We start from the raw sequence: 16,789 nt of genomic DNA, 5'->3' as shown, positions 1-16,789 counted from the left end.
GAATGCGGTGGAAGCCGGTGCGTGCGGTCTCGTTGATGAGGGATCTGGGACTTCGAACGTCCCAAATCCCTCAGCGACGGCGTCCTGATTGTTCCGAAGCTCGGGGCGGAGCCGCGCCCCGGGGAAGCCTGCCCCCGCATTTAGTCCTCTGGATGCGGTAGTTGCACACGCGGCCTACTCCTTGACCAGCGCCGCCCATTCGCGAACGGCGGCGACGTCCACATCGGACTCCCATCCGCCGGGCCGGACCGCGCTTCCGACGTGGAACGCGCCGACCCCGCCCGCTCGCAGCAGATGCACCTGCTGTGCCCGCAGGCCACCGCCCACCAGCAGCCGGGGCCCGTCGTCACGCCGGGCTAGCCGCTGCAGCACCGAAAGCCCGTGCGCGACGCCGTGCGGATGCCCGGCCGCGAGCACCGTGTCGCAGCCGAGGGCGGTCAGCTGGTCGTAGGCGCGCAGCGGGTCCCGCGCGCGGTCGATGGCGCGGTGGAAGGTCCACGGCAGTCCGTCGAGCTCCTTGACCAGCGTCTCGCAGGCTTCGACGTCGATTTCGCTTTCCAGGTCCAGGAAACCGAAGACGAACTCCCGCGCGCCGGCGTCGATCAGGCGCACCGTGTCCGCGCGCAGCCCGTCGAGGTCACCGGCGGCGAAGGACATGTTGTCGCGCAGCATGACCCGCACCGGGAGATCGGTGGCGCCAAGCACGTCGCGCAGCGTCTCGACCGACGGCGTGAGACCGTCGCTGGCCATGTCGCTGACCAGTTCGAGGCGATCGGCCCCGCCCTCCTGCGCGCGCTCCGCGTCCGCCGCGGTCAGCGCGATCACTTCCAGCAGGCCGGTTTTCGAACTCATGGACCTTCCAATTCGCTTATACCGAGGGGTTGTCGTCACCCCTGGCGTGGCGACCGCGCCGGAATCCGCCTTGCAGGCTGGTCATCCGTTCACGGACCGCTTCGGGGGAAAGTGAGAGTATCGGCCTCTCCCCTCGCGGCTTCTCCGGCCTGTCGTCCTGCGACCGAGCCTCGGGAACGACGGCGGGCAGCACCGGCCAGGTCTCCTCCGCCCCGTCCTCCTGTTCCAGTTCGGCGGGCGTCGGCCAAGCCGGTTCCGGTTCCTTCGGCACCAGAGCCTTCGGCTCCAGCGGCTTCAGTGTCGGTTCGGTCGGCTCGTCCGGATCCGGCGCGGGTTCCTCGGGCACGGTGTTCTTGACCGGCTCGAACGAAGGCAAGGAAGGCGGGCCGGGCTCCGCGGGCGAAGGCCCTTCGCGCGGGCCACCGTGGTCGAACCACTGCGAAAGCACGCTCTGGTACTTGGGCATCCGCTCGGTCGGCGCGTCCACTTCGAGATGGTTGACGGCGTCGTCGTCCGAAGAGGGCCATTCCGGCGGGTTCTCACGCTCGACGACGGGAGCGCGCCGCAGCGGACCGGGGTCCAGCACCGGCGCGAACCGCGACTCCTCGGCGCTCGCCTCCGGCTCGGGCAGCGGCGGGACTTCCAGTGGCGGCTCGGGTTCCGGCTCCGGGACGACGACGGTGACGGGCACCGGCTCCGGAAGCGGCGCGGGCCGGGGCGCTTCGACGATGAGCTCGGCGGGCACGACGACCACCGCGGTGATCCCGCCACCGTCGGCGGACCGGAGCCGGACGTCGATCCGGTGCCGGATCGCCAGCGTCGCCACCACGAACAGACCCATCCGCCGGGAGACCTCGACGTCGACGTCCGGCGGGTTCGCCAGCCGCGCGTTGGTCCGGTCGATCTCGGCCTGCGGCATCCCGGCGCCGTGGTCGGTGATCTCGATCTGCCATTCCCCGCGGTCGGTCTCGTGCCCTTCGACCTGCACCATCGTGCTCTGATCCGAATAGCGGGTCGCGTTCTCCAGCAGCTCGGAGACCACGTGCACGAGATCGTTGACGGCCTCGCCGCGCACCGCGATCCGCGGCGCCGGGCCGAGTTCGATCCGCTGGTAGTGCTCGACCTCCGAGAGCGCCGCGCCGACGATCTCGTCGGCGACGACGGCGCCACCGTCCTCACGGACGACGTCGGTTCCGGACAGCACCAGCAGGTTCTCGCTGTTGCGGCGCATCCGGGTCGCGAGGTGGTCGAGTTCGAAGAGCCCGGCGAGCGTGTCGGGATCCTGTTCGTCGGCCTCCATGCGGTCCAGCACGGACAGTTGCCGTTCGACCAGATCCTGGCTCCGCTGCGACAGGTTCACGAACATCGCGTTGATGTTCTCCCGCAGCATCGCCTGTTCCCCGGCGAGCCGGACAGCCTCGCCGTGCACCGCGTCGAACGCGCGCGCCACCTGCCCGAGTTCCTCGCGGCTGAACACCGGGACCGGGGCGACGGCCAAGCGCCGCCGCAGGTTCTCCGGCTGCGGCTCGGGGTCGCTCAGCAGTCCTTCGACGGCCGCCGGCAGCTGGTGTTCGGCGACGTGGAGCGCGCTGCGGCGCAGGATCCTCAGCGGCCGCAACAACGAACGCGCGATGATCACCGAGAGCACCCCGGCGACGACCAGCACGGCGAGCACGATGCCGCCGTCCCAGATCGCGGACGTCCTCGCCTGTGCCGCGAGGGCGTCGGTGCGTTCCTGAAGCTGGACGAGCAGCGCCTGCTGCACCTGGTGGGCCAGATTCACCGTGTACGTGGCCGACGTGTCCCACTGGTTCGGGTCCAGCCCGCCGAGCCCTTGGTCGTTCTCCGCTCGGATGAGCGCCGATTCGACCATGTCGTTGCCGATGTCGACGATCAGGCCGATGACCGTGTCGTCGTACATCCGCTGCTGTTCCGGGGTCGCGAACGTGCGGTAGTCGTTGCGGGCGGCGGCGAGTTCGGCCTCCGCGCCGAGCAGCGCGCGGGTCCGGTCCCGGTTGAGGCCGCCCTCCGCGAGCGCGGCCGCCATGATCGCGCGTTTGACCGACATCTGGTCCTTGACCCGCGCGAGCGCGTTGCCCGCGAGGCGGAGCTTCCCCAGATCCGGGTCGGAGACGTCGGCGGCGGTGGAATCGCTGATGTCGAGCAGCCCGGAGATCAGGTCGCTGTAGGACCGCAGCACCGCGTCGGCGGGAAAAGCGGAGTGTTCCGCGGAAAACCGGAGCCCGGTCAGCACACGCAACCGGTCGCTGGTCTGCTGCAGGCTGGTCGCGGTGTTGTCGCCGAGCCTGCTCTTGCTCTCGCCGAGCGTGCGGTCGAACGTGCCGATGGCCTCGTCGACGCGCTTGCGCTGCTCGGTCAATTCGGAAAGGTCGCCCTTGCGATCGCCGGCGACGAACCGGACGGTGAGGTCTCGTTCGCGCTGGAGCTGGTGCACGGCCTCGGCGACGGTGCTGTCGACGCGGCCGCGGGTGGCGAATTCGGCCAGCTGCCGCGCGTCCCGCAGATCGGAGTTGACCCGGAGCCCGACGAGGGCGACCACCGCGAGCGCGGGAATCAGGAGTACCACGAAGAGTTTGGTACGCAGGTGCCAGTTCCGCAGCCGCCAGGGGCCGCCGACACGAGGATGCCGTTCCGCCGCGTCGCCCCCACGGGGACGCTTGTCGCGACGGGCCACCTGGTTTCCTTTTCCCACCACGGGACCCTTTCCCATGGCTGACATCGGGGACGAGAGCCCGAACCTACTGTAGAGTAACAAGATTCGAGAACGATCGAAAGCCGCGCCATCCGGCGCCTCCCGCAGGCGATCGTATGGGGCGCGGACCATACGATCCAGAAGGAGGAGCACATTCTCTCGGTAGGTGAGCGGTGACGAAGATGCACGTCTTGGCGATTCCGCTGGTAGCGGCACTGCTGGCGACCGCCGGTTGCGGAGTGTTTTCCGGTGGTGACGCAAGTACCGACGCGCCACTCGAACGGACGGAACTGCGCGTCGGCGTCGGCAGCCCCATCGACACCGCGCCGTTGCGGGTCGCCGTCGCCGAGGGGAAGTTCACCGCGGCCGGCCTTGCCGTGACCCTCGTCGAAGTTCCCGCCGACCAGGCGATCGGCAAGCTCTCCGCGGGCGAGGTCGACCTGGCGTTCGCCAGCGACGTGTCGATCTTCCGCGCCGCCGCGGCCGGGACGGCGCTCCAGTTGCAGGGCGAGGCGTACACCGCGGGCCGCAACACCATGGCGCTCGTCACACTTCCCGGCTCCGACTACACCGAGCCGACGCTGAAGAAGTCGCCGAAGATCGCGGTGAACATGCTCGACGACGTCGGTGTGCTGGCGGCCCGGTCGGTACTGGCGACCGCGGGCGTCGACGTGAACCGGATCCAGTTCAAGCAGCACCCGTTCGACCGGATGCCCCAGGCGTTGCAGGCGGGCGAGGTCGACGCCGCGTGGATGGTCGAGCCATACATCACCCGGGCCGAGAAGGAGCTCGGAGCGAGCATCCTCGCCGACGGCGCCCGCGGCGCGACACTCGACTTCCCGATGTCGTCCTACGTTTCGACGGGAGCCTTCGGGCAGGCCAACGCCCGCACGCTCGCGGTCTTCCGCAAGGTGCTCGGCGAAGCGCAGGTGCGGGCCGCCGATCCCGCTGTCGTCCGCGACGCGCTGCCGTCGTTCTCCGACATCGACCGGACGACGGCGTCGCTGATCTCGCTCGGGACTTACCCGGTGTCCCTCAACGGCATCCGGCTGCAACGCGTGGCCGACCTGATGCACAACTCCGGCATGCTCGGCGCGCGGCTCGACGTGCAGTCGATGGTGGCGCGGCCCTGACTAGATGTTCTCCCCGGTCGGCCTCAGGCACACGGTGCGCACGGGCGGCCCGGTGTAGCGCAGTTCGGTGTCGTCCGGCAGGCAGACGGCCTCCGATCCCCGCATCACCGTCGCGCGCGCCTCAGCACTGATGTCACTGCAGCGGACCTTCGCGATCCGCGTCTCGTGCACGACGTCGCGCAGGCAATCCCCGCTCTCGACGTTCAGCGCGAGACAGAGCGTCTTTTCCACCCTCTTGCTCGACGAACCCCCGTACAGCTCGAACTGGACGTAGTCGGCGCTACGGCAGTCCGACGAGCCCGACCGCACCTCGTCGATGCGGAAGGTCGCCCGGTTCGACGAGCAGCTGGCCGTCGTGTAGCTCTGGTTGCCGCCCGCCTCGTCGGTCAGGTACAGGCATTTGCCCGCCTCGACCTTGGTGAACCCGCTCGACCGCGAGACGGCGAACGCGAACAGGCTCCCGAGGCCCAGCGCGACGACGACGCCCAGCACGATCGAGGCCTTGGCCAGCACGCTCAGCGGCGGCGGCTTGGGGAACGGTGTCGGCGGTACCGCCTCCGGCATCGACGGCAGCGGCGCGGGCGCGTTGAACGGGTCGTACTCGGGCATCCCGCCGGTCGGTGTAGTCGTCAAGGTCCCCTCCAGTCACCTTCCGCACATCCTTCCACCAGCGGTGCCGCGGCGGGAGCCGGTGTGGCCGGAACGTATAAAGGAGGATGTGACCGATGGCCCGCTGATCGTCCAATCCGACAAGACCGTCCTGCTCGAGGTCGACAACAGCCAGGCCGACGACGCGCGGATCGCCATCGCGCCGTTCGCCGAACTGGAACGCGCGCCCGAGCACGTCCACACCTACCGGATCACGCCACTGGCGCTGTGGAACGCCCGCGCGGCTGGCCACGACGCCGAACAGGTCGTCGATGCGCTGACGACGTACTCGCGCTTCCCCGTCCCCCAGCCGCTGCTCATCGACATCGTGGACACGATGGGCCGGTTCGGGCGGTTGCAGATCGCGAACCACCCGGCGCACGGCCTGGTGATGTCGACCATCGACCGCGCGGTGCTGGAGGAGATCCTCCGGCACAAGAAGATCAGCCCGATGCTGGGCGCGCGGATCGACGAGGACACCGTCATCGTGCACCCGTCCGAGCGCGGGCGGCTCAAGCAGGCGCTGCTGAAGGTCGGCTGGCCCGCGGAAGACCTCGCCGGTTACGTCGACGGCGAGGCGCACCCGATCGATCTCGCCGAGGTCGACTGGGAACTGCGCGACTACCAGCGCAAGGCCGCCGAGGCGTTCTGGGCGGGCGGGTCCGGTGTCGTCGTGCTGCCGTGCGGCGCGGGCAAGACGCTGGTCGGCGCCGCGGCCATGGCGCACGCGAAGGCGACCACGCTGATCCTGGTGACGAACACCGTCGCCGGACGGCAGTGGAAGCGGGAGCTGGTCGCGCGGACCTCGCTCACCGAGGAGGAGATCGGCGAATACTCCGGGGAGAAGAAGGAGATCCGGCCGGTCACCATCGCGACGTACCAGGTGGTCACGCGCAAGACCAAGGGCGAGTACAAGCACCTGGACCTGTTCGACTCGCGGGACTGGGGCCTGGTCGTCTACGACGAGGTCCACCTGCTGCCCGCGCCGGTGTTCCGGATGACCGCGGACCTGCAGTCGCGGCGGCGGCTCGGGCTGACCGCGACCCTGGTGCGCGAGGACGGGCGGGAGGGCGACGTGTTCTCCCTGATCGGCCCGAAGCGATACGACGTCCCGTGGCGCGACATCGAGGCGCAGGGCTGGATCGCGCCGGCGGAATGCACCGAGGTCCGGGTGACGCTGACCGACGCCGAGCGGCTCGCGTACGCGACGGCCGAGGCCGAAGAGCGGTACAAGCTGGCAGCGACCGCGGACACCAAGACCAAGGTGATCAAATCGCTGGTCGACCGGCATCCCGGTGAGCCGACCCTGGTCATCGGGGCCTACCTCGACCAGCTGGAGATGATCGGCGACGAACTCGACGCACCGGTGATCCAGGGCGCGACACGGAACAAGGAACGCGAGGAACTGTTCGACGCGTTCCGGCGCGGTGAGATCAGGACGCTGGTCGTTTCGAAGGTCGCGAACTTCTCGATCGACCTGCCGGAGGCTTCGGTCGCGATCCAGATCTCCGGGACGTTCGGCTCGCGACAGGAAGAGGCGCAGCGGCTCGGACGGCTGCTGCGGCCCAAGGGCGACGGGCGGCAGGCGCATTTCTACTCGGTCGTCTCGCGGGACACCGTCGACACGGAGTACGCGGCGCACCGGCAGCGGTTCCTGGCGGAACAGGGGTACGCGTACCGGATCGTGGACGCGGACGACCTGTTGCGCCCCATGTAGGGGCCGCTTCTTCGGTACTGCCCAAGTACGTGAAGGCCCCCTTCACTGCGTCTAGCGCGGTGAAGGGGGCCTTCATGTACTTCAGTCGGGATCGGGCCCGCTGGGAGCCCTTCAGCACGTCCGATCGCCGCCTGAACTGCGAAAAGAGAGCAAGGGACCTTTGCTACCACTCGCGGTCCTGGTGCCCTTGTGACTCCAGAGACACATGGGGCACCACCGCGAGATCCCGCAAACGGGGTATCGAAAACTGTCGGTGCTTCGAACTAGTGTTCGGGTAGAGTCGACCGAACACCAGTTCGAGGGGAAGCCGATGACGATCGCACCGTTCCGTCCGGGTACGCCGCCCGTCCAGACCCTGCCGCCCGGCCGGTGGCACGGCCGGATCTGGGTTTCGGACCTGCCATTGGCCAGGCCGGAGCGCTACACCGGCTGCGTCGCCGAGTTCGATCGCTCCGGTCTGTGGCCGGTGCTGATCCCGCACGACCAGCGCTTCGCCGCCAACGGCGAGGACTGGATCGACGACCGCGGCAGGCTCGCCCCCGCCGACCACCGGATCGCCACGGTGGATCCGGCCGAGGTGCTCGCCCGCTGGTGGGACACGTCGTGCTGCGACGGCGCCTGCCTGCGCCCGTTCGGCGCGAAGTTCCCCGGGCTCGCCCGCCGTCCATCGCGCCGGGCGGATCCGCTGGCCGAGGCGGGCAACACCGGGTCGATCCTGGCCGCGCGCGGGCCGCATCGGCTGGCCCTGGTGCAGACGGAGCGGCCCGCCGACATCCCGGCGATCCTCGGCTGGACGGGCATGATCAAGGCGACCGATCAGGTCCACGAGCTGTCCGCCGTCCTGCGCAGCTGGGAAGACCGTTTCGGCGCGACGCTCACGGTGCTGGGCTTCGACTCGATGGAGCTCTCGGTGGCCGCGCCACCGCGCACCCAGGGCCGCGCGCTCACCGTCGCCGCCGAGCACCGGGCGTTCTGCCTGCCCTCGTTCGCCGGTCAGCCGGGCAATCTCCGCGAGTTCGCCACCAGCCTGGTCCAGACCCGGAGGTGGCGGTTCTCGTGGGCGTGAGCGGGCGTTTATCCCGAGAAAGGAGGGGGAACCAGGGCGACACGGGAAGGCGGTGATCGACGTCGCGGAGCTGAGGATAGGCACTTCGGGCTGGCGCTACCCACCGTGGCGCGGGGACTTCTACCCCCGCGGCCTGGTGCAGCGGCGCGAGCTGGAATACCTGTCGTCCCGGATGAACTCGGCCGAGATCAACGGCTCGTTCTACTCGCTGCAGCGTCCCGAGCGGTATCGGTCCTGGGCCGAGGAGACGCCGGACGATTTCGTCTTCGCCGTCAAGGGCGGCCGCTTCATCACGCATATGAAGCAGCTGCGTGACGTCGAGACGCCGCTGGCGAACTTCTTCGCGTCCGGTGTGCTGGCGCTCGGCCGGAAACTGGGGCCGTTCCTCTGGCAGCTGCCGCCGCGGCTGGCGTTCGACGCCGAGCGCGTCGAGGCGTTCTTCAAGCTGTTGCCGCGCACCAGTGAAGCCGCCGCCAAGCTCGCGGGCAAGCACGACGACAAGCTGAAGTCCGAGCCGCATATCGATCCGAAGCCTCGCCGGAAGCTCCGGCACGCCGTCGAAGTACGGCATCCGAGCTTCGCCGGGCCCGAAAGCCTCGAACTGTTCCGGAAGCACGGCATCGCCCTCGTGGTCGCCGACACCGCGGGCAAGTTCCCGTTCGTCGACGAGATGACGAGCGACGAGTTCGCGTACGTCCGCCTGCACGGTGACGAGGAGCTGTACGTCAGCGGGTACAGCGACAAGGCCTTGAAGAAGTGGGCCCGGAAGATCGAGGCATGGGGCCGCGACACGTACGTCTACTTCGACAACGACGTCAAGGTCGAGGCGCCGAAGAACGCGATCACCCTCGCGAAACTGCTGGCTTGACCCGCGCACGCTGCACAGTCAGCGCCCAGTGAGCGGTGTCCTGTTGGATGACGTGTGCGGGCACGGGCGTACTCGCGTGCTGCGGCTGGGGGTCGGCACGCCGGGCGCCCGTGCCTCACTCCGCCTTGGCCGCTTCGCCGACGAGCGAGGCCAGCTTCGTCCGGACGTCCTCGGCGTCGGGATGCGAAAGCTCGGTCAGCACCCGGACCGAACGCAGCCAGCACTCCCTCGCCGACGGGGGATCACCGAGCCGCAGATGGATTCCGCCGAGCTGGGCCAGCACGTCGGCCGCCTCGTAGAGCTCGCCGTGGGCGAAGAACATCTCGACGGCGCGCCGCATACAGGCGATGCCCTCGTCGCCGCGGCCGAGCCCGACCAGAGCGGTCCCCTTGGTGTGCAGGGTGAAGCGGGCTTCGTCGGGGAGCGCGTGCGCCTCCAGCGCCAGGGCCTGATCGGCGAAGTCGAGTGCCTGCCGGAAGCGGCCCGCCTGGGTGCAGATGTCGCCGAGGGCCTGCAACGCGCTGGCCTCCATGCCGGCACCGACGCCGCTCTCCCGGATGAGCCGCAACGCCCGCGTCCCGTATTCCCAACCGGTTTCGGGGTCTTGGCTGGCCAGCGTGAGGTTGTAGAGGGCCCGCGCCTCGCCCTGCCGGTCCCCGACCTGCCGTTGCAGTTCGACGACCTGCTTCAGGTAGGCGATGCTGTCGTCGTACTGGCGGGCGACCCCGCAGGCCACGCCGAGCCCGCTGAGGATGGCGGCCTCGCCGGAGCGGTCCCCCAGGTCGCGGGCGGCGCGGAGCGCCACCCCGAACACCGAACGCCAGTCCTCCAGCCGCGCCCGCACGATGAAGTACGACTGCAGCAACCACGCCAGCTGCCAGCACTCCCGGTACCGCCGCTCCCGGTACGCGCCGTTCACCGCGGCGATGAGGTTCCCCGCCTCCTCGTCGAACCAGTCCAGCGCCTGCTCGTAGTGCCCGAACCTCAGGCCGTCACCGTCGAACCGCTCCGGCTCGACGAGCCGGTAGTGCCGCTCCGGACGCAGGAGCCTCGACGCGTTCAACGCCGAGGCCAGCGACGCGCGGAGCAGCCTGTCGAGCACGGCCGTCCGCGCTTCGGGCCCGTCGATCTTCGCCGAGAGCTCGGCCGCGTACGCGCGGATCAGGTCGTGGAACTGGTACCGGCCGGGCTTGGACCGCGCGATCAGGTGCGCGGACGCGAGTTTCGCCAGATCCTCGTGCGCTTCGTCGATGTCGACCCCGGCCACGGCCGCGGCCGCGGGCACGCTGAAGTCGCCGCCGGTGGGCAGGCCGAGCAGCCGCAGCAGCCGCGCGGCCCGCTCGTCGAGCGCGCGGTACGAGTACGAGAAGACGGCCCGGATGTTCGTCTCGTCGCCGTCGGCGAGATCGAACGAGCCCAGCCGGTCCTGTTCGGCTTCCAGCAGCCGGACGAACTCCCGCAGCCCGAGGTCCGGGAACTGCGCCGCCCGCACCGCGAGGATCCGGATGGCCAGGGGCAGCCCGCCGCAGTACCGGACGAACCGTTCGGTGGCCTCGGGATCCTCGGCGACCCGGTCCAGCCCGATCGTCGACGCGAGGAGGGCGATCGCGTCCTCGTCAGGCAGTTCCTCCAGCGCGACACGCCGCGCGCCGTGGGTCGCCACGAGCGCCCGCAACTGCCATCGGCTGGTCACCAGCACGAGGCAGCCGGGGCCGGGCAGCAACGGCCCGATCTGCTCGGTGCTCCCCACGTTGTCGAGCAGGATCAGCATCCGGCGGCCGGCGCTGTAGGTGCGCCAGGTGGCCGCGCGCCCGTCGACGTCGGCGGGGATCCGGTCGGCGGGGACGCCGACCGAGACGAGCATGGTTTCGAGCGCGGCGGCGGCTTCGACCGGCTCACCGGGGCCGTAGCCGCGCAGGTTGAGGTACACCTGCCCGCCGGGGAAGCGGTCTCCGACCTCGTGCGCGAAGTGGACGGCGAGGGTCGTCTTCCCGATACCGCCCATCCCCTCGATCGACGCGATGGACGTCGAGCGTTCGGTGTCCAGCGCCTCCGGGACGAGGCCGTGCAGCGCCTTGAGGTCGCGTTGACGGCCGGAGAACACCCGGAGATCGGCGGGGAGCTGCCGTGGGATCAACGGTTCGGCGCCGAGCCGGTACCGCGTCAGTCCGGAGTCCAATGTGGTCTCGACGGACTCTTCACCGGTCAGGATGGCCTGGTGCGCCCGCCGCAGCGACGCGCCGGGATCGAGGCCGAGTTCTTCGGCCAGCACCGCGCCGATCCGGCGGTAGACGTCCAGCGCCTCCGCCTGCCTGCCGGAGCGGTAGAGCGCGATCATCAACTGTTCGTGCAGCCGCTCCCGCAGCGGATGTTCACGGCACAACCTGGTCAGCTCGGGGACGACGGTGGCGTGCTCGCCGAGGGCGATGAGCGCGTCGGCCCACTGCTCGCGCACGCGCAACCGCTCTTCGCCCAACTGGTCGGCTTCGTCCCGAAGGAGCGCTTCGGAGTGGACGTTCTGCAACGCCGGGCCACGCCACTCGGCCAGCGCGGCGGCGAACCGGTCCGCCGCCCCGCGCAGGTCACCGTCCCGCGCGGCCTCCGTCCCGGCCGCGGCGAGTGACCGGAACCGGGCGAGGTCGAGCAGCTTCTCGTCGAGTTCGAGCAGGTAGCCGCCGCGTTCGGTGCGGATGGCGACCTCGTCGCCGAGCGCGCGCCGGACCCGCAGGACGTAGGTCTGCAGGGCACCTTTCGACCGCCGCTGGTCGTCCGGCCACAGCCAGCGGCCCAGTTCCTCGACCGGCACCACGGTGTTCGCGCGCAGCACCAGGCCTGCCAGCACGATGAGCGGCCTGCTGCCGCCCAAGGGCACCGGCAGCCCGTCCGCCGTGACCTCCGTGGGCCCCAGCACGCGAAAGTCGAGTGCCACGCCGCTCATTCTGACCGGAACCGAGCCGAACGGCACGTGATTCCCGCGGTGGCATGATCGGTGCCGATGGACGTCTACGCGATCCCCCTGCGCACGCGCTTCCGCGGCATCACCGTCCGTGAAGGACTGCTGATCCGCGGCGAAGCGGGCTGGGGCGAATTCTGCCCGTTCTCCGACTACTCCGACGCCGAGAGCGCGCCGTGGCTGGCGTCCGCACTGGAGGCGAGCGAACGCGGCTGGCCGTCGCCGGTGCGGGAAAGCGTCGAGGTGAACGCGACCGTCCCGGTGGTGTCCCCGGACGAGGCGTACGAACTCGTGTCCGCGTCGGGCTGCCGCACGGCGAAGGTGAAGGTCGCCGACCCCCGGGTGAGCCTCGCCGAGGATTGCGCCCGGGTGGAGGCGGTGCGGTCGGCGCTGGGCCCGCGCGGCGCGGTCCGTGTCGACGCGAACATGGCCTGGGACGTGGACACCGCGGTCAAGGCCATCGGTGAACTGGACCGCGCGGCCGGCGGGCTCGAATACGTCGAACAGCCGTGCCCGTCGATCGAGGAACTCGCCGGCGTCCGGCGCCGGGTCGGGGTGCGGATCGCCGCGGACGAATCCATCCGCCGGGCCGAAGACCCGCTCAAGGTGGCCGTGGCGGGGGCGGCCGACGTCGCCGTGCTGAAGGTCGCTCCGCTGGGCGGCGTCCGGCGTGCGCTGGAGGTCGCCGAAGCATGCGGGTTGCCGTGCGTGGTGTCGTCCGCCGTCGAGACGAGCGTCGGTCTCGCGGCCGGGCTGGCCCTCGCGGGCGCACTGCCCACTTTGGACTTCGCCTGCGGACTGGGCACGATGTCCTTGCTGACGGGGGATGTCTGCGGCGACTCACTGTCCCCTGTGGACGGTAGGCTGCCGGTGCCGCTTCAGGCTCCCACACCCGACCTGTTCGCCGCACACGCCGCCACCCCGGACGTCCGGGACGCCTGGGAAGCCCGCCTCACCCGCGTCCGCACCCACCTGCCGACGCCATGAACGCGTCGTTCCTCCCGGATTTCGCGAGGAACGACGCGTTCATGGGGGTTCAGCTACAGTGCTCGAAAGGCGATTCGTAGGTATTGGAACCCGCCGAGCCGCCCCACCGGACGCATTTCGCGCCGGCGGCCGCGCTCACCGGCCCCGCGTAGTACTCGAAGCTGCCGGAGTCGGTCTTCCTCGCCGAACCCTGGACCTCGAGGAAGGCGGAAACCGCGCTGCCCGTCCCGACCGAGGTGGCCTTGATGGTGGTGACGCAGTTGTTCCGGTTCGCGGAATTGTACAGCAGGTACGCGGTCGCGGCGCTGCCGAGCGCCTGCGAGTCGATCACCTTGTAGCCGTCGCCGCACACCTCGACGGCGTCGTACGGGTTGGGATTCCCGTTGCCGCCGCAGGTGTTCTTCGAGGTCACGTTGGCGTTGGGGTAGCCGAAGCGCACGCCGTTGAAGTACGCGGGCTTGATGTTGCTCGGCCACGACGAGTCGTTGGTGCGGACCTCGTAGTGCAGGTGCGGGCTGATGTTGTTGCCCGGCTTGGAGGTGTTGCCGACCTCGCCGATCTTCTGCCCCTGCGCGACCTGCGCGTTGAGCGCGACCGAGCGGACCTTCAGATGCGCGTAGTAGGTCGACCATCCCCCACCGTGGTCGATCTTCACCAGGTTGCCGAAACCGTTCTGCGACCCCTGGTGCGCCGAGATGACGACCTTGCCCGCCGCCGCCGCGACCACGGTGTCGCCCAGGTCCGCCCCCGCGGAGCCGCCGCGGTTGAAGTCGATCTCGTAGGCCCGGTGCGCGCTGCTGTTGTCGTTGTCGCCGTTCCACACCTGGTTGCAGGGGAACGGGAGCTGGAAGTTGGGACGCGGCCCGACGGCGGCTTCGGCCGACGTCGCGGTGATCGCCAGCCCGGCCATGCCCAGCAAGGCGGTCGCGGCCGCCGTGAGCACTCGTCTGATTCTCATCGGATGTCCTTTCTCGGCGTTTCGCGAGAAGCGTCCCGAAAGGGCGTACAAGCGAGATACAAACGACCACGAGCCCTCCCGGCCGAGGGGACCGGGAGGACTCGTGCCGCCTCCGCACCGGGACCGTCCGCGTCTTCCCCGCCCCGGTGCGGGTGCCTCAGCCGACCCGCTCGATGGTGGCGCGGCGGATCAGGAACTTGCCCGGCTCGCGGACCTGTTCGAAGGCCGCGTTGTTCAGCAGCGCGCAACTGCCCGAAACGCCGGTGACCTCGACGGTCGTGGACTTGTCGTTGTCCAGGTTCGTCACCTTCAGCTTGGTACCCGCCGGGAATTCGCTGCTGGACGCCGCGGGCGCGCCACCCTCGCCGGACAGCGTCACCGTGGAGCCCTGGCAGACGACTTCTCCTTCCCCCGCCGCCTGCTCGGCGGCCTCACCCGCCATGGTGTCCTCCTGCCCCTGCTTCCCGGCGCCGGCCTGGACGTCCTCGGTGCATCCCGCGGCCTCACGACGCTGCTGGATGAGGTCGACGACGGCCTGCCGGTTCGCGATCCGCGCCCCGGACTGCGCGTCCGGATCGGCCTGCTGGCCCGCGATGAAGTCGAGGTTGTTCCGCAGAGCGGTGTCCAGTCCCTGGCAGCTTTCCGCGGCCTGCCCGTCCGGAGTGCTGATCGCGAACATCGCCGCGGCGATGGCGGCCACGCCGAGAACGGACGCGATGCCGATCGTCGCACGCTTGCGGTGTTTCCCGGCACTGTTCATCATCGGTGCTTCCTCCGGTCTGGTTCCTCCTCACCCACAACCAGGGATACGGCCGGGTAACGGAAGTGGTTCAAACCGGTTTCAGCCGAGCCAGGGTTTCGCGATCCGCGCGTAGGTGCCGTCGTTCAGCGCGAGATGCAGCCACTGGTCGGCCCACTCCTTGAACACGACGTCACGCGGCATCAGGTACGCCTTCTCCGAGAAGGTGAACGGCTCGTCGGGATGCACCGCGCACAGCCGCGGGTTCTGCTTTGCCTGCCAACGGGTTTCGGTCGCGTCGGTGATCATCAGGTCGGCCCGGCCGGCCAGGATCTCGGCGAAGATCGTGTTGTTGTCCGGATGCCGCACGATGGTCGCGTGCTTGAGATTGGCGTCGGCGAACTGTTCGTTGGTACCGCCCGGATTCACGATCACCCGGACGCCCGGCTGGTCGATCTGCTCCAGGGTCTGGAACCGCTTTTCGTTCTCGCACAAGGTGATCGGGGTCTTTCCGTCACGAAGATAGGGAACGCCGTAGAATCCCTTCTTCGCGCGGTCCAACGTCACCGACACCCCGCCCATCGCCAGATCGCATTTCCGCCCGACGTCGTCGGCGATCGCCTTCCATGTGGTCTGGACCAGTTGGAGCCGGACGCCGAGCCGCTTCGCGAGGTCGCCCGCGAGGTCGATGTCGATCCCGCTCCACGCGCCCGCCGCGTCGCGATAGGTGAACGGGCGATAGTCGCCCGTCGAACACACGCGGATCTCGCCACGAGCCTGGACGACGTCGAGCCTGCTCCGCGCGTCATGACCTTCGGGCGCGGCGCCGGCCGTGCCGATTCCCAGCACGGTCAGCACCGCGACCCCGAACGTGAGTACTTTCGCCTTGATCGTCATCAAGGCATTTTCCACGCCCGGAGGTACGCCTGCACAAGCCAAGCGTCGACCCAGCCGGTGTCCGGTTCCTCCGGCAGCGGCGAGGCCCCGCGCACGAGTTCGACGAGACGGCTCTCGAGGGACTCGGCCGCTTCCAGGGCTTCCTCACGGGTTTTCTCGCCCTGTCTCAGATCGCGGAGCCAGCCGAGCCACGGTTCGGGGACCGGCAGCGTGATCCGCCCGGTCTCCAGCAGCTCGACGCCCTGGACGCCGAGGCGCACCATGTGCATGGCGAACTTCGTGTCGAAGCCGTACTTCTCGATCAGCTCCGGCCGCCCGGCCTTGCCCCGCAGCCCCAGCATCCGCTCGCGCTGTGCACGGAAGTAGCCGAGGAACCGCAGGCCCGCGCGACGCGAGACGATCCGGTGCGCGTTCTCGCGCAGTTCGGCACCGAGCTCGTCGATCGCCACGATCTCGGTCTCGGGCGCGAACAACGGCAGCAGGACGGTCGGATTCCCGTTGAGCGCGAGCCGCAGCCACTTGCGCAGCGAGTAGACGATCAGGTCGAGATCGCCGGGACCGGACCGGACGCCTTCGGGTTGCGTGCGGTAGACGTACTGCTCGAACCGCTTCAGGCCGATGACGTGGTCCGGCGGCTCGACGCAGATGCCGAGTTCGTCGCGGTCGTCCTGGCCGAGCACGGCGGTGCCGTGCAGACCGGAACCGACCTGGCACCGCAGGATGGTGCCCTGCTCGGCGATGGCGGCGAATTCGGGGCTGTCGTGTTTCGCCGGAGAAGTCGTACCAGCGCGGACGATCCCGGGGCATCCGGTTTTCCGGCCCCTCAGGGTCGGATTCCAGGGTCGGTTCGGGGCCGGTCCCTGATGTGCCGGGGGTCGTTCCGGAGCGAACATTGAGCCATGACGAACAGCGTGTACACCCCCCAGGCCACCAAGAAGCTCTACCGCAGCCGCACCGACAAGATGCTCGCGGGCGTCGCCGGCGGCTGGGCCGCCTACCTCGGCGTCGACGCCGCGATCCTGCGCATCGCCCTCGTGGCCGGCGTCTTCTTCACCGCCGGATTCGCCATCCCGCTCTACGCCGCCGCGTGGCTCCTGACTCCGGAACAGCCGGGCGAATCCTGACGGGACGGACGCCGCGCGCAGGGGGCGCGGCGTCCGAAGGGGCAGGGGGACGAGGAAAGGCCCGGGCATGGGGATGCCCGGGCCTTTCGCTTTCCGTATCACACGTGATTGAAGCCGTAACTCGCGTGCTTGAA

The 16,789-nt window shown here is 69.7% G+C and carries 14 protein-coding genes; 6 read left to right on the top strand and 8 right to left on the bottom strand.

The genetic code is table 11. From position 1 onward, the window contains the following. Nucleotides 1–174: 174 nt before the first annotated feature. A complete protein-coding gene (locus ACZ3HL_RS07205) occupies nucleotides 175–852 on the bottom strand; it encodes a copper homeostasis protein CutC (RefSeq protein WP_465529431.1) in 678 nt (225 codons plus the stop codon). Nucleotides 853–868: 16 nt separating this feature from the next. Further along, the gene (locus tag ACZ3HL_RS07200) at nucleotides 869–3,547 is read right to left on the bottom strand and encodes a nitrate- and nitrite sensing domain-containing protein (protein WP_465529429.1); all 2,679 of its coding nucleotides are present in this window, start codon (nucleotides 3,545–3,547) and stop codon (nucleotides 869–871) included. Nucleotides 3,548–3,738: 191 nt separating this feature from the next. Between ACZ3HL_RS07200 and ACZ3HL_RS07195 the strand changes: the two genes are divergently transcribed. Beyond that, nucleotides 3,739–4,698 (top strand): ABC transporter substrate-binding protein, encoded by a 960-nt coding sequence (locus ACZ3HL_RS07195; protein ID WP_465529427.1) that lies wholly within the window; start codon nucleotides 3,739–3,741, stop codon nucleotides 4,696–4,698. Here the strand turns inward: ACZ3HL_RS07195 and ACZ3HL_RS07190 are convergent, their stop codons facing one another. Continuing rightward, entirely contained in the window at nucleotides 4,699–5,331 is a 633-nt protein-coding gene (locus tag ACZ3HL_RS07190; RefSeq protein WP_465529425.1) for an LppU/SCO3897 family protein, read from the bottom strand. It lies immediately after the preceding gene. A gap of 85 nt (nucleotides 5,332–5,416) precedes the next feature. Between ACZ3HL_RS07190 and ACZ3HL_RS07185 the strand changes: the two genes are divergently transcribed. The 3 genes from ACZ3HL_RS07185 (at nucleotide 5,417) to ACZ3HL_RS07175 (ending at nucleotide 8,997) form a co-directional block, all read left to right on the top strand. Continuing rightward, nucleotides 5,417–7,063, top strand: a complete 1,647-nt coding sequence (locus ACZ3HL_RS07185) for a DNA repair helicase XPB (RefSeq protein ID WP_219147873.1) — start codon at nucleotides 5,417–5,419, stop codon at nucleotides 7,061–7,063. Nucleotides 7,064–7,373: 310 nt separating this feature from the next. Then, nucleotides 7,374–8,129, top strand: coding sequence for a DUF4253 domain-containing protein (locus ACZ3HL_RS07180; RefSeq protein WP_465529423.1), 756 nt, complete (start codon nucleotides 7,374–7,376; stop codon nucleotides 8,127–8,129). A gap of 52 nt (nucleotides 8,130–8,181) precedes the next feature. After that, complete coding sequence (locus ACZ3HL_RS07175; RefSeq protein WP_465529421.1) at nucleotides 8,182–8,997, top strand: DUF72 domain-containing protein; 816 nt, start codon at nucleotides 8,182–8,184, stop codon at nucleotides 8,995–8,997. A gap of 115 nt (nucleotides 8,998–9,112) precedes the next feature. Here the strand turns inward: ACZ3HL_RS07175 and ACZ3HL_RS07170 are convergent, their stop codons facing one another. Further along, a complete protein-coding gene (locus ACZ3HL_RS07170) occupies nucleotides 9,113–11,926 on the bottom strand; it encodes an AfsR/SARP family transcriptional regulator (protein WP_465529419.1) in 2,814 nt (937 codons plus the stop codon). A gap of 66 nt (nucleotides 11,927–11,992) precedes the next feature. Here ACZ3HL_RS07170 and ACZ3HL_RS07165 point away from each other — a divergent pair, with 66 nt between their 5' ends. Further along, a complete protein-coding gene (locus ACZ3HL_RS07165; RefSeq protein ID WP_465529417.1) occupies nucleotides 11,993–12,937 on the top strand; it encodes an o-succinylbenzoate synthase in 945 nt (314 codons plus the stop codon). Between the two features lie 49 nt (nucleotides 12,938–12,986). On the opposite strand, the gene ACZ3HL_RS07160 is transcribed toward ACZ3HL_RS07165, so the two are convergent. From ACZ3HL_RS07160 to ACZ3HL_RS07145, 4 genes are all read right to left on the bottom strand, one after another. Further along, complete coding sequence (locus ACZ3HL_RS07160) at nucleotides 12,987–13,895, bottom strand: M23 family metallopeptidase (RefSeq protein WP_465529415.1); 909 nt, start codon at nucleotides 13,893–13,895, stop codon at nucleotides 12,987–12,989. Nucleotides 13,896–14,052: 157 nt separating this feature from the next. Next, the gene (locus ACZ3HL_RS07155) at nucleotides 14,053–14,658 is read right to left on the bottom strand and encodes an RlpA-like double-psi beta-barrel domain-containing protein (protein WP_465529413.1); all 606 of its coding nucleotides are present in this window, start codon (nucleotides 14,656–14,658) and stop codon (nucleotides 14,053–14,055) included. Between the two features lie 78 nt (nucleotides 14,659–14,736). Next, the gene (locus ACZ3HL_RS07150; protein WP_465410762.1) at nucleotides 14,737–15,531 is read right to left on the bottom strand and encodes a transporter substrate-binding domain-containing protein; all 795 of its coding nucleotides are present in this window, start codon (nucleotides 15,529–15,531) and stop codon (nucleotides 14,737–14,739) included. Continuing rightward, the gene (locus ACZ3HL_RS07145) at nucleotides 15,531–16,424 is read right to left on the bottom strand and encodes a nucleotidyltransferase domain-containing protein (RefSeq protein ID WP_465529411.1); all 894 of its coding nucleotides are present in this window, start codon (nucleotides 16,422–16,424) and stop codon (nucleotides 15,531–15,533) included. The genes ACZ3HL_RS07150 and ACZ3HL_RS07145 overlap by 1 nt, the downstream gene beginning before the upstream one ends. Nucleotides 16,425–16,430: 6 nt before the next feature. Here ACZ3HL_RS07145 and ACZ3HL_RS07140 point away from each other — a divergent pair, with 6 nt between their 5' ends. After that, complete coding sequence (locus ACZ3HL_RS07140) at nucleotides 16,431–16,655, top strand: PspC domain-containing protein (protein WP_007033414.1); 225 nt, start codon at nucleotides 16,431–16,433, stop codon at nucleotides 16,653–16,655. The last annotated feature ends 134 nt before the right edge of the window (nucleotides 16,656–16,789 follow it).

The sequence above is a fragment of the Amycolatopsis sp. NPDC000009 genome, assembly GCF_055563465.1.
This window is presented reverse-complemented; position numbering and strand designations above follow the sequence as displayed.